Annotated in this window: 17 protein-coding genes and 3 pseudogenes; all 20 read left to right on the top strand. The window is 43.4% G+C overall.

The window, feature by feature from the left end:
- The first annotated feature begins 20 nt into the window (after positions 1-20).
- Entirely contained in the window at positions 21-557 is a 537-nt protein-coding gene (gene rplF / locus JCM14505_RS01795) for a 50S ribosomal protein L6 (protein WP_054652456.1), read from the top strand.
- Positions 558-617: 60 nt separating this feature from the next.
- Complete coding sequence (gene rplR / locus JCM14505_RS01790; protein ID WP_054652454.1) at positions 618-974, top strand: 50S ribosomal protein L18; 357 nt, start codon at positions 618-620, stop codon at positions 972-974.
- A gap of 21 nt (positions 975-995) precedes the next feature.
- Positions 996-1,508 (top strand): 30S ribosomal protein S5, encoded by a 513-nt coding sequence (gene rpsE, locus JCM14505_RS01785; RefSeq protein ID WP_054652452.1) that lies wholly within the window; start codon positions 996-998, stop codon positions 1,506-1,508.
- Between the two features lie 11 nt (positions 1,509-1,519).
- Positions 1,520-1,702 (top strand): 50S ribosomal protein L30, encoded by a 183-nt coding sequence (gene rpmD / locus JCM14505_RS01780; RefSeq protein ID WP_054652450.1) that lies wholly within the window; start codon positions 1,520-1,522, stop codon positions 1,700-1,702.
- 33 nt (positions 1,703-1,735) lie between these two features.
- Entirely contained in the window at positions 1,736-2,170 is a 435-nt protein-coding gene (rplO, locus tag JCM14505_RS01775) for a 50S ribosomal protein L15 (RefSeq protein WP_054652448.1), read from the top strand.
- The gene (gene secY / locus JCM14505_RS01770) at positions 2,170-3,474 is read left to right on the top strand and encodes a preprotein translocase subunit SecY (RefSeq protein ID WP_054652445.1); all 1,305 of its coding nucleotides are present in this window, start codon (positions 2,170-2,172) and stop codon (positions 3,472-3,474) included. Before rplO ends, secY begins: the two co-directional genes overlap by 1 nt.
- Positions 3,475-3,493: 19 nt before the next feature.
- Positions 3,494-4,147: an adenylate kinase gene (locus JCM14505_RS01765; protein ID WP_173571617.1), complete on the top strand. Its 654-nt coding sequence runs from the start codon at positions 3,494-3,496 to the stop codon at positions 4,145-4,147.
- Positions 4,148-4,268: 121 nt separating this feature from the next.
- Positions 4,269-4,487, top strand: a complete 219-nt coding sequence (gene infA / locus JCM14505_RS01760; protein ID WP_003681606.1) for a translation initiation factor IF-1 — start codon at positions 4,269-4,271, stop codon at positions 4,485-4,487.
- Positions 4,488-4,521: 34 nt separating this feature from the next.
- Positions 4,522-4,638 (top strand): 50S ribosomal protein L36, encoded by a 117-nt coding sequence (gene rpmJ / locus JCM14505_RS01755; protein ID WP_054652441.1) that lies wholly within the window; start codon positions 4,522-4,524, stop codon positions 4,636-4,638.
- A gap of 23 nt (positions 4,639-4,661) precedes the next feature.
- Positions 4,662-5,027, top strand: coding sequence for a 30S ribosomal protein S13 (gene rpsM / locus JCM14505_RS01750; RefSeq protein WP_054652439.1), 366 nt, complete (start codon positions 4,662-4,664; stop codon positions 5,025-5,027).
- A gap of 32 nt (positions 5,028-5,059) precedes the next feature.
- A complete protein-coding gene (gene rpsK, locus JCM14505_RS01745) occupies positions 5,060-5,449 on the top strand; it encodes a 30S ribosomal protein S11 (RefSeq protein ID WP_054652437.1) in 390 nt (129 codons plus the stop codon).
- A 76-nt stretch (positions 5,450-5,525) separates the two neighbouring features.
- On the top strand, positions 5,526-6,470 hold the full coding sequence (locus tag JCM14505_RS01740; RefSeq protein WP_054652435.1) for a DNA-directed RNA polymerase subunit alpha: 945 nt from the start codon (positions 5,526-5,528) through the stop codon (positions 6,468-6,470).
- A gap of 39 nt (positions 6,471-6,509) precedes the next feature.
- Positions 6,510-6,890 carry a 50S ribosomal protein L17 gene (gene rplQ, locus JCM14505_RS01735; protein ID WP_054652432.1) on the top strand — a complete coding sequence of 127 codons (381 nt, stop codon included), beginning with the start codon at positions 6,510-6,512 and terminating at the stop codon, positions 6,888-6,890.
- Positions 6,891-7,072: 182 nt separating this feature from the next.
- Positions 7,073-7,909 carry an energy-coupling factor transporter ATPase gene (locus tag JCM14505_RS01730; protein ID WP_054652430.1) on the top strand — a complete coding sequence of 279 codons (837 nt, stop codon included), beginning with the start codon at positions 7,073-7,075 and terminating at the stop codon, positions 7,907-7,909.
- Positions 7,876-8,583, top strand: a complete 708-nt coding sequence (locus JCM14505_RS01725) for an ATP-binding cassette domain-containing protein (RefSeq protein WP_054652428.1) — start codon at positions 7,876-7,878, stop codon at positions 8,581-8,583. The genes JCM14505_RS01730 and JCM14505_RS01725 overlap by 34 nt, the downstream gene beginning before the upstream one ends.
- 152 nt (positions 8,584-8,735) lie before the next feature.
- A pseudogene (locus JCM14505_RS01720) lies at positions 8,736-9,533 on the top strand (energy-coupling factor transporter transmembrane component T family protein).
- Positions 9,534-9,541: 8 nt separating this feature from the next.
- Positions 9,542-10,334: pseudogene (truA, locus tag JCM14505_RS01715) on the top strand (tRNA pseudouridine(38-40) synthase TruA).
- An 84-nt stretch (positions 10,335-10,418) separates the two neighbouring features.
- Complete coding sequence (rplM, locus tag JCM14505_RS01710; protein WP_054652427.1) at positions 10,419-10,862, top strand: 50S ribosomal protein L13; 444 nt, start codon at positions 10,419-10,421, stop codon at positions 10,860-10,862.
- A gap of 13 nt (positions 10,863-10,875) precedes the next feature.
- Positions 10,876-11,271, top strand: a complete 396-nt coding sequence (gene rpsI, locus JCM14505_RS01705; RefSeq protein ID WP_054652426.1) for a 30S ribosomal protein S9 — start codon at positions 10,876-10,878, stop codon at positions 11,269-11,271.
- A 199-nt stretch (positions 11,272-11,470) separates the two neighbouring features.
- A pseudogene (locus JCM14505_RS01700) lies at positions 11,471-12,647 on the top strand (class I SAM-dependent methyltransferase).
- The last annotated feature ends 263 nt before the right edge of the window (positions 12,648-12,910 follow it).

Here is a 12,910-nt window from a genome sequence, read left to right as displayed (position 1 = left end):
TAAGAAAAGGAGGTGTACGCATGAGTCGTATCGGTTACAAGGAAATCGATGTCCCAGCTGGGGTAGAAGTTTCTCAAGAAGGTCAAGTTGTTACGGTTAAGGGTCCTAAGGGTACTCTTTCACGTGAAATCTCACCTTTAATTACGATGAACATCGAAGGTAACGTGATTAAGTTTGAACGTGCTAACGACGTTAACAAGACGCGCGCTCTTCACGGGGCTACGCGGGCAAACGTTGCTAACATGATCGAAGGTGTTACGGACGGTTTCAAGAAGACATTGAAGCTTGTCGGGGTTGGTTACCGGGCAGCTTTCAAGGGTAACACGTTGACGCTTACGGTTGGTTACTCCAACCCTGTTGACATGGAAAAGCCAGAAGATCTTGAAGTGGTTGTTCCTGACAACACTACAATCGAAATCAGCGGGATCAACAAGGAACATGTTGGTGACTTCGCTGCTGAAGTTCGTGCCGTACGTTCACCTGAACCATACAAGGGTAAGGGTATTCGTTACGAAAATGAACACATTATCCGCAAGGAAGGTAAGACTGGTAAGTAATAATTTATTACTCGCTAGTTAATTAATAACAACGAATTTAAAAATAGAGAGGTAACAGTTGTGATTACTAAACCAGATAAGAACAAGATCCGCCAACGCCGTCACAAGCGCGTGCGTGGTAAGATCTCTGGTACTGCAGAGCGCCCACGTTTAAGTGTCTACCGTTCAAACAAGAACATTTACGCTCAATTAATTGATGACGTAAAGGGTGTAACGCTCGCAAGTGCCTCAACTCATGATAGTGAAGTTAGTGGTAACACTAAGACTGAAAAAGCTGCTAGCGTTGGTGCATTAATTGCTAAGCGCGGTTCCGAAAAGAACATTTCTACGGTTGTCTTTGATCGTGGTGGTTACTTATACCACGGTCGGGTACAAGCTTTAGCAGATGCTGCTCGTGAAAACGGCTTACAATTCTAATTGAAAGGAGAATATCCAGACATGGCATCAACACAATCATACATTGACCCAGCTAAGTTGGATCTTGAAGATCAAGTTGTTTCTATCAACCGGATCACCAAGGTTGTTAAGGGTGGTCGTCGTTTACGGTTTGCTGCACTTGTTGTAGTCGGTGACCACAACGGCCACGTTGGTTTTGGTACGGGTAAGGCACAAGAAGTCCCTGAAGCAATCCGGAAGGCTTCTGCTGCTGCTCAAAAGAACTTGATCGAAGTTCCTACTGTTGGGACGACGATTCCACACGAAGTCATTGGTACTTTCGGTGGTGGTAAGATTATGCTTAAGCCTTCTGCTGAAGGTACTGGGGTAACGGCCGGTGGTGCAGTTCGTAACGTAATGGAACTTGCCGGGATCGCCGATGTTACTTCAAAGCGTTTAGGTTCTAACACGCCAATCAACGTTGTTCGCGCTACTTTTGAAGGTTTAAAGGCCTTGAAGAGTGCTGAAGAAGTTGCTGAATTACGTGGTGTTTCAGTTGACCACTTGGCAAAATAGGAGGATAAGTCATGGCTAAAGTTAAAGTTACTTTAATCCGCAGTGTTGCCCACCGTCAACCAACGCAACGCAAGACTGTTCAAGCTTTAGGGCTTGGTAAGATCGGTAGCTCAAACATCTTACCAGATAACGCAGCTACGCGTGGTGCAATCTTCAAGGTTGCTCACTTAGTATCAATTGAAGAAGTTAAATAATAACTAAAACTATAATAAGGAGGTGCCAACCTAATGAAATTAAACGAATTAAAGCCTTCAGAAGGTTCCCGTTTCAAGCGTTTACGTAAGGGACGTGGTTTATCATCTGGTCACGGTTTCACTTCTGGACGTGGTACAAAGGGTCAAAAGGCTCACGGTAAGACGCGTCTTGGATTTGAAGGGGGCCAAATGCCTCTTTACCGGCAAAAGCCAAAGCGTGGATTTACTAGCATGAACCACAAGGATTATGCTTTAGTAAGTTTAACGACTTTAAACCAATTCGAAGATGGTGCTGAAGTAACGCCAGAAGTACTTGTTGCCAATGGTGTTATTAAGAACGTCAAGAGTGGGGTTAAGATTTTGGCTAACGGTAAGTTAGACAAGAAGTTAACTGTTAAGGCTAACAAGTTCTCCGCATCTGCTGTTAAGGCAATCGAAGCTGCTGGTGGTCAAACTGAGGTGATCTAATGTTATCAACCGTCAAAGATGCATTTAAGGTCAAAGAGATTCGGAAGAAGATTTTCTTTACTTTATTTGTGTTGTTGGTATATCGGTTGGGATCATTTATCACTGTTCCAGGAGTTAATGCATCGGCCTTACAGTCATTGGCTAACTCGGGGTTGGCCTCCATTTTAAACACCTTTAGTGGTGGGGGGCTAACTAATTACTCTGTTTTCGCGATGGGGGTTTCACCTTACATCACGGCCCAAATTGTGGTGCAATTATTACAAATGGATATTGTGCCAAAGTTTGTGGAATGGAGTAAGCAAGGGGAAGTTGGTCGACGGAAATTAAATCAAGCGACGCGTTGGTTAACAATTGTCTTAGGGTTTATTCAATCCATCGGGATTACCGCTGGATTCAGTGCTTTAAGTTCAGTCCGGTTAGTCGAAGCGTCGGGGCCAATGGCCTTTATTACAATTGGTCTTATCTTAACGGCCGGAACAATGTTTGCAACTTGGCTCGGTGATATGATTACTGAGCGTGGAGTTGGGAATGGTGTTTCGATGATTATTTTCGCCGGGATTGTTGCTCAATTACCAGGCGGGGTTGTTCAATTATGGAACGACCAAATCCAAGGCGAATCTGGTTCAGCTTTATGGAGCGGAATCGGATTTGTTGTTGCAACTGTGATTGCCTTGTTAATTATCGTGCGGTTTGTCACGTGGGTTCAACAAGCAGAACGGCGGTTGCGTATGCAATATACGCGCCGGACAACAACCTCTCCAGCAAACAGTTACCTTCCATTGAAGTTAAATGTTTCTGGGGTGATTCCAGTGATCTTTGCAGGGGCGTTTGTTTCAACGCCGCAAACAATTCTGGTCGCCTTCCAACAAACCCATTCGGGTGATACTTGGTTCCAAGTTTTATCAAGTATTTTTAATTTATCATCTGGTCCGGGGATTTCCTTGTACACATTCTTAATTGTCGCCTTTACGTTTTTCTATGCCTTTGTTCAGGTTAATCCTGAAAAGATGGCGGAAAACTTACAAAAGCAAGGCAGTTACATTACCGGGATTCGTCCGGGTCGTGGAACGCAAGATTATGTTTCCGGGTTATTGATCCGGTTAAGTACAGTTGGTTCATTATTCTTGGGTCTGATTTCTTTAATTCCATTATTAGCCAGTCTATTCTTTGGTTTAAATGAATCAATCGGACTTGGGGGAACGAGCTTATTAATTGTTGTTCAAATTGCTTTAGATGTAGTTCGACAATTAAAAGGGATGACAACGCGGCGTGATTACGTTGGGTTCATCCGCAAGAATAATTAGGAGGATTTCCATGTCAACCATGAATTTAGTTTTAATGGGTTTGCCTGGTGCCGGTAAAGGTACGCAAGCTCAAAAGATTGTCCAAGATTTTGATATTCCACATATTTCTACGGGGGATATTTTCCGGGCAGCAATGAAGAATGAAACACCAATGGGACTTCAAGCTAAGCAATTCATCGATAAAGGTGAATTAGTTCCTGACGAAGTTACCAATGGAATTGTTGCCGAACGGTTGTCTCAACCGGATACGGCCAATGGGTTTATGCTTGATGGTTTTCCTCGTAACTTGGTCCAAGCAGACAGCTTAAATGAAATGTTAGCTGCTGCGGATCGGAAGCTTGATGCGGTGGTTAACATTCACGTTAACCCAGAAGTATTAGTGGAACGATTAAGTGGTCGGTTCATCTGTCGGGAATGTGGTGCTACTTACCACAAACTCTACAACATGCCAAAGGTTGCAGATACTTGTGATGTTTGTGGTGGTCATGAATTCTATCAACGGGATGATGACAAGCCAGAAACGGTCAAGAACCGGTTAGATGTTAACATTAAGCTTAACACGCCATTAATTGACTTTTATGAAAAGCAAGGTGTGCTTCACAATATCGACGGTGAACAAGATATTGAAAAAGTATACGCTGATGTCAAAGCCGTACTAGAAAGCCTTTCATAGCCTAGTTTGTGTTCAATGAACGCATGTGGTATAATTTGAAAGGTTTAGCTAGAAAAGTGGAGGGTCAGTCGATTTTCCACCATTTTTACGTTTTTTTGACTGTTCAAGGAGGAAATTGTCAGTGGCAAAAGCCGATGTAATCGAAGTTGAAGGTAAGGTTACTGAAACTTTACCAAATGCGATGTTTAAAGTTGAATTGGAAAATGGGGTTGAAATTTTAGCCCACGTTTCTGGGAAAATCCGGATGCACTACATCAAGATTTTACCTGGTGACCGGGTGCGGGTTGAAATGTCTCCTTACGACCTTACTAAGGGTCGGATTACTTTCCGGTTCAAGTAAGCACCGCCTGAAAAGCATTTAGGAGGATTTCACAATGAAAGTACGCCCATCAGTTAAGAAGATGTGTGATAGTTGTAAAATTGTTAAGCGGCGTGGCCGGGTGATGGTAATTTGCCAAAACCCTAAGCACAAGCAACGCCAAGGTAAGTAATAGAAAATAAAGGAGGTGTCTAAATGGCTCGTTTTGCAGGTGTCGATTTACCTCGTGACAAGCGAATCGTAATCGGTTTAACTTACATTTATGGGATCGGTAACACGACAGCAGTTAAGATTTTAGCTGATGCTGGTGTTTCTGAAGACGTTCGTGTTCGTGACTTAACCCCAGAACAAGAAGACAAGATTCGGGTTCAAATTGACCAACTTAAGGTTGAAGGGGACTTACGTCGGGAAGTTTCATTAAACATCAAGCGGCTCCAAGAAATTGGTTCATACCGTGGGATGCGTCACCGTCGTGGTTTACCAGTTCGTGGTCAACACACGAAGAACAATGCTCGGACTCGTAAGGGTAAAGCCGTTGCGATCGCCGGTAAGAAGAAATAATTAAATCTTTAAGTAAGGAGGTAAATTAGTTTATGGCAACTAAGAAGGGTACACGTAAGCGTCGTGTAAAGAAGAATGTCGAAACTGGTGTGGCACACATTCACGCTACTTTCAACAACACTTTAATCATGATTACTGACGTTCAAGGTAACGCTGTGGCTTGGTCATCAGCTGGTGTTCTTGGATTCAAGGGTAGTCGGAAGTCAACTCCTTTTGCTGCTCAAATGGCATCAGAAGCTGCTGCTAAGCAAGCAATGGAACATGGGATGAAGACGGTTGAAGCTGAAGTTAAGGGTCCAGGTTCCGGTCGTGAATCTGCTATCCGGGCACTTCAAGCTGCTGGATTAGAAGTTACGGCCATCCGGGACGTAACGCCAGTTCCTCATAACGGTTCTCGTCCTCCAAAGCGTCGTCGTGTCTAGGATGCACCACGATGTTTTAATCGGGCAGGTGCCTTTATATTTGCGATTCACGTTTTGAAAGGGGTAGTAGAGTAGAATGATCGAATTCGAAAAACCAAACATTCATAAAATCGAAGAAACGGACAACTTCGGTAAGTTCGTTGTGGAACCACTTGAACGTGGTTACGGGACGACGTTAGGTAATTCACTTCGGCGCGTAATGTTAGCTTCCTTACCTGGGGCAGCGATTACGAGCATTCAAATCGATGGCGTATTACATGAATTTAGTACAGTTGATGGGGTAACGGAAGACGTTACGCAAATCATTTTGAACTTAAAGAAGGTTGCGCTTAAGCTTGAAGGTGAAGAAGCCAAGAATCTTGAAATTGATGTGAAGGGTCCTGCAGTTGTGACAGCCGCTGACATCCAAGGTGATAGCGACGTAACTGTTTTAAACTCAGATCTTTACATTGCCACGGTCGCAGATGGCGCTGAATTGCATATCAACATGACGGCTGACAAGGGTCGTGGTTACTCATCTGCTGACGACAACAAGGCTCACATGACTGATTCAGTAATTGGGGTCTTACCAGTGGATTCAATCTATACCCCAATTGAACGGGTAAACTACACGGTGGAAAACACACGGGTTGGTCAAAGTAATGACTACGATAAGTTAACGTTAGACGTATGGACGAATGGTTCATTAACGCCAACAGACGCGATTAGCTTAGCGGCTAAGATCTTAAATGATCACTTAGCAATGTTTGTTAACTTAACGGAAGAAGCCCAAGCCACACAAGTGATGGTTGAACGTGAAGAAACGCATCAAGAAAAGGTACTTGATAAGACAATCGAAGAACTTGATTTATCAGTACGGTCATACAACTGCTTGAAGCGTGCTGATATCCAAACGGTGAAGGACTTAACTGAACGTTCTGAAATGGACATGATGAAGGTTCGGAACCTCGGACAAAAGTCCTTGGATGAAATCAGGTTGAAGTTAGCTGATCTTGGGGTTGGATTCCGCCAAGAAGACTAATCAAAAGAGATAAAATAGATTAAAAAGGAGGGTGAACTAATGAGTTACCGTAAATTAGGACGGACTAGTTCCCAACGGAAAGCTTTATTACGTGATTTAACTACGAGTTTAATCGTTAATGGTTCAATTACGACGACTGAAGCACGGGCAAAGGAAGTTCGTAAGACGATGGACAAGATGATCACATTGGCCAAGCGTGGTGATTTAGCATCACGTCGTAAGGCCGCTGCCTTCGTTCGCAACGTGGTTGCTGACGTTAAGGAAGATGGTGACAACATCAAGGTTCAATCAGCATTACAAAGTCTTTTTGAAGACCTTGCACCTAAGTACGCTGATCGGAACGGTGGTTACACACGGATCATCAAGACGATGCCTCGTCGTGGTGATGCTGCTAAGATGGTTATCTTAGAATTAGTTTAATCACTATTTCAATTTAATACGTAATAAAGAATCACTATGACTGGTGATATAGAGCGCTACGATGATGAAGAGTAATCTTTTAGTCTAGCTCGAAGGCCTTTTTGGCGCATCCCAGTTGTAAGTGATTTTTTTTATTTTGGCATAAATTTGATAGAATAGATATGTTACGGAGGAAAAAGCCGATGGCGTTAGTAGAAGTAAAAGATGTGACATATCAATATCCCGAGGCTGTTAAACCAAGTTTGGAACAGGTTAATCTAACCATTGAACCAGGAGAATGGGTGGCTTTAATTGGTCAAAACGGAAGTGGGAAGAGTACCTTAGCTCGCTTAATTGATGGGTTATTACCATTAACAAGTGGAACAATTACGGTTGGCGGGATTCCGGTTGATGAGCAACATTTAAATGCGATTCATCAACAGATTGGGATGGTATTTCAAAATCCGGATAATCAATTTGTTGGCGCCACGGTGGCTGATGATTTGGCTTTTGGCTTAGAAAATCACCTGCTTGATCGGGACGTAATGCAGCGCTTGATTCCACAATGGTTAAAGAAAGTGGGGATGCAAAAGTTTGTTGCCAGTCAACCGGAACAATTAAGTGGTGGTCAAAAGCAACGGGTGGCTTTAGCCGGTGCGATGGTCTTATCACCTCAGTTACTCATTTTGGATGAGGCGACAAGTATGTTAGATCCAGTGGGGCGTCAAGAGGTAATGGCAACGATTACTGAATTACGACGAACGCAAGCCCTGGCGATTTTATCAATTACCCATGATGTGAATGAAGCGCTATTAGCAGATCGGGTAGTGTTAATGGATCAAGGGAAAGTAGTCGCAAGTGGCCAACCACAAGTAATTTTAGGTGATCCGGCATTAGCAACGCAGTATCAATTTGACCAACCACCAGTAGCGCAGTTAAAAGCGGCGTTAGCAATGCATCAAATCCAGGTGCCAACTCAGATTACGACGCAAGGAGAAATGCAAACATGGTTAAGACGACAGTTCAATTCCAAGAGGTAGGCTTTACTTATCCAAGTCTACAAACTAATCCACGTCCTGCCTTATCCGGAATTGATTTAACGATGGAAAGTGGGCAAGTGACAGCCATTATTGGGCAAACTGGGAGTGGAAAAACTACGTTAATGCAGTTATTAGCCGGGTTGCAGTCACCACAACAAGGTCAAATTAAGCGGAATGAAGTCATAATTGACCGCCAAGCAACTTCCAAACAATTAGATCAATGGCGCCAAGGAATTGGGTATGTCTTTCAATTTCCAGAAAAGCAACTCTTTGCGGAAACCGTGTTGGATGACGTAATGTTTGGCCCGTTAAATTTAGGGTTATCTAAAGCGGATGCGCGGCAGCGGGCAATTAAATCCTTACAGCAAGTTAAGGTTAATCCCAAGTTGTTTGACCAATCACCATTCGAATTATCTGGTGGCCAACAACGCCGAGTGGCGATTGCGGGCGTTTTAGCCATGCAACCGCAAGTTTTAATCTTAGATGAACCGTCAGTGGGGCTTGATCCGAAAGGGCAACATGAATTAGTAGAATTAATTCAAACTTGTCAACAACAAGAGATGTTAATTGTCATGATTACACATGATATGGAATTAGTTGCCCAAGTTGCTAATCAAGTGGTTGTATTAACCGAGGGAAAAGTAGCGACGATTACCACCGCGGGAATTATTTGAACAAGCGGAGCAATTAGCAACTTGGCAATTATCGTTACCAACCGCGGTTCAATTAGCGTACTTGGCCCGGCAAAGTGGCGCCCAGCTACAGCCGCTACCGTTAACGATGGAACAATTAGCAACCCAATTGGCAACTGAATTGGAGGGACATGATGCAAACTAAGGTTTTATTTGGTTCATATGTGCCAATTTCATCATGGTGGCATCAGTTAAATGCCCGGATAATTAATTTTATGTCTGTGGTTTGTTTGCTTGGTATTTATTGCCAATAATTGGTTGAGTAATTTAGTGTTAGTTGGGTTATTAATGCTGACGATGTTAACGACCCGGGTTCCATTAAAATTTTATTGGCATGGCATTCGCGGGTTACTAGCTGTGATTGCGATGACGGTCTTAATTCAGCTCCTTTTTTTTCAAGTGGCGGGGAAGTGTACTGGCATTGGTGGATTTTTACCATTACAGCTAATGGTTTACGGCAATGTGGCACGATTTTTTTACGATTCTTTTTAATTATTAATGTGTCAACGGCGCTTACGGCGACTACGGACTCACTATCACTTGCGAATGGATTGGCAGCCCTGTTGAAACCATTGAAGGTGTTAAAAGTGCCGGTCAATCAAATTACCATGATGATTGCGATTGCATTACGGTTTGTGCCGACTTTATTTAATGAAGTTAATGTCATTATGAATGCGCAACGAGCGCGGGGGGTGCGGTTTAATCAAGGTGGATTAGTTCATCGGTTACGCTCGCTCGTGCCGATTATGGTGCCATTATTGGTTGGATCATTTAAACGCGCGGACGAATTAGCTACGGCAATGGAAGCACGTGGTTATGACCCGGATGCTTCGCGGAGTCAATATCGGATCATGCAGTGGAAGCGGATTGATACGTGGTTAGTCATTGTGATGGTTGCTATAACATGCAGTCTAATTTGGTTAAGAAAGTGAGGAAAAAGATGTATCGTTATAAAATTACCTTTGCCTATGATGGGTCGGGCTTTGCCGGCTTTCAAATTCAACCTCACAAACGGACGATTGAACAAACCTTAAAAATTGCCGTGAATAAAATTGCGAAGAATCCAACCCCACCGCTCCATGTAATTGGTTCGGGCCGGACGGATGCGGGCGTGCACGCTTTAAATCAGGTTGCGCATTTTGATTGTCCATTTGAATTAAGCAACGAATCGATGCGAAAAGCGTTAAATAGTCTGTTACCACGCGACATTTTGGTGAAAAAGCTGAACAAGTGGCGCCAGATTTTCATGCTCGTTATGATACGCACAGTAAACGCTATCGGTATCGAGTGGCGCAAGGCGAGTTTGTTGATCCGTTTAAACGCTTTTATACGTCGCATTATAAATACCCGGTTGATGTCGCTAAAATGAATCAGGCCGCGCAGGATTTGATTGGTGAGCATGATTTTACTTCATTTGTGGCATCCGGTAGCCAAGCCAAAAGTAATGTTCGCCGAATTGATGATGCGAGTGTGGTGCGCGATGATGTGAATGATGAAATTATCTTTGAATTTGAAGGAAATGGCTTTTTATACAATCAAGTTCGGATTATGGTAGCGACCTTACTTGAAATTGGTAATGGGCAACGACCGGTGGATGACATTCTCGCATTTTAGCCGCGCATGATCGCCAGGCCGCTCGGATGACTGCCCCGGCAGCCGGCCTCTATTTAGTTAGCGTTAATTACGATGAAACAAATGTAAAAACCGTTGACGATTTTAACAAAACCGAGTAAACTAAGTGTTGGTATTTCTTTTCCATAAATTACTCGGTACACAATTTATTGTAAAAGAAAGACAAATATTGGAGGATCATAATCGTGAGAACGACATACATGGCAAAACCTGGTGAAGTTGAACGCAAGTGGTACATCGTTGATGCTACGGACGTTCCTTTGGGGCGTTTAGCATCAGTTGTAGCATCTGTCTTACGCGGTAAGAACAAGCCAACTTTCACCCCTCATGTTGACACTGGTGACAACGTCATCGTGATCAATGCAGCACAAGTTAAGTTAACTGGTAAGAAGCTTAGCCAAAAGATTTACTACCGTCACTCAAACCACCCAGGTGGTCTTAAGAAGCGGACGGCAGCCGAATTTATGGCCCTTGCCCCAGAACGGATGGTTGAAAAGACTATCAAGGGGATGCTTCCACACAACCCTCTTGGTCGCAAGACTGGGATGAAGTTGCATGTGTACGCTGATGCTAACCACAAGCATGCGGCACAACAACCAGAAGTGTTAGACATCACGAACTTAATCTAAGGAGGGAACGGAATTGGCTCAACAAGTACAATACAGTGCTACTGGACGTCGTAAGGATGCAACCGCACGGGTTCGGTTAGTACCAGGTTCAGGTCAAATTACTATGAACGGGCGCGCAATCGAAGATTACATTCCGTTCGCTAACTTACGTGCTATCGTGAACCAACCATTTGGTGTAACGAAGACTGAAGGTCAATACGATGTTTTAGTTAACGTTAACGGTGGTGGTTTCGCTGGTCAAGCAGGTGCTACTCGTCACGGGATTGCTCGTGCCTTGTTAGCAGTCGACCCTGACTTCCGGGATGCCTTGAAGAAGGCTGGTCTCTTAACGCGGGACCCACGGATGAAGGAACGTCGTAAGCCAGGTCTTAAGAAGGCTCGTAAGGCTAGTCAATTTAGTAAGCGTTAATCGATTGGTTGGTTATCTACCAACGATTCAACCTTATATGAAAAACGTCTTAGCAATTTTGCTAAGGCGTTTTTTTAGGTTTTGATACATTTATTAAGGATTGGTTTAATTTAGGACAATTAAGGGTCGAATTACTTATGAAGTCGCTTCCAAAGTGCTAGACTATAACTATAGTATTTTTGAGAGAGGATTAGGTAAGATGTTTGATAATTTTGTTTTAAAGCAGGTTTTGAAGAAGTCGTTTAATATTCCGGTGGTAGTGACGTATCCGGATGGTAAAACTGAACAATATGGTGGCAACGGTCACCCTGAAGTGGCAATTAAATTAAATGATGAGATTGCTATTAATGACTTACGAAAGAATGCTTCGATAACGCTGGGAGAAGCCTATATGGATGGGCGGATTGAGATTGATGGATCAATTCAGAAGTTAATTTTATCAGCATATCAAAACGCTGATTCTTTTTTTACGGAGTAGCAAGTATCGCCACTTTTTGCCTAAACAAACGCATACGCAAGCTAAGTCAAAAGCAGATGTTCAAAGTCATTACGATTTAGGAAATGATTTTTACGCCCAATGGCTAGATGAAACGATGACGTACTCATGTGCTTATTTTGAAGATCCCCACTTAAGTTTAAAAGAGGCTCAAATGGCGAAAGTACATCATATTTTGAAGAAACTTAATCCGCAACCCGGTCAAACATTATTAGATATTGGGTGTGGTTGGGGAACTTTAATGCTTACGGCAGCCAAAGAATATGATTTAAAAGTGGTCGGGATTACTTTAAGTCAAGAACAAGCCCGCGCCGTGAACGAACGAATTAAAGCGGAAGGACTTGAAAATCGGGCGCAAGTTATTTTGGAAGATTATCGTCAATTGGATCATGCCCCGTTTGATTACATTACGAGTGTCGGCATGTTTGAACATGTGGGGCCGGAAAATCTGGGTGAATATTTCCAAACGGTTGAACGATACTTAGCCCCAAATGGGGTCGCATTGATTCATGGAATTACCCGGCAACAGAGTGGTGCCTATAACGGGTGGATTAATAAGTACATTTTCCCTGGTGGTTATATTCCAGGGATGACGGAAATTTTAGGGCATATTGTTGATGCCGGTTTACAGTTAACCGATTTAGAAACGTTGCGGCGTCATTATCAAAAGACGTTAGAGACTTGGGATCGGAATTTTAAACAAGCGAGTCCTGAAATTGCCAAGACGCATGATCAACGCTTTATGCGGATGTGGGATTTATATCTCCAAGCTTGTGCAGCGTCATTTGAATCCGGTAATATTGATTGTATTCAATACCTATTAACCAAGGGTCCAAGTGGTCAAAATCTGCCAATGACAAGAGATTATATGACTAAATAGTTCGCGAGCTTAGCTATCAAAGCGCCTGTTGGCGTAACGATACAAATGGCGTCGGAACTGGTTTAGCCAGGTTCGGCGTCATTTTGAGTTAGGCCCTAAGGTGCTGCTGAGCGAGCGTAGTTAGTATCAGGTCGTGAGCCACGCATTAGGGAAGCCGTGGCCTAACGTAGACAAGACGTTGGTACTAGCTATGCTAGGATCGGCGCCTTCGTCATAGTTAGGCACTAGCTTCTGCGTGGCGAACGTAGTTACATCCAGGTCGC

This window comes from Limosilactobacillus equigenerosi DSM 18793 = JCM 14505 (assembly GCF_001311375.1).
GTDB lineage: Bacteria > Bacillota > Bacilli > Lactobacillales > Lactobacillaceae > Limosilactobacillus > Limosilactobacillus equigenerosi.
This window is presented reverse-complemented; position numbering and strand designations above follow the sequence as displayed.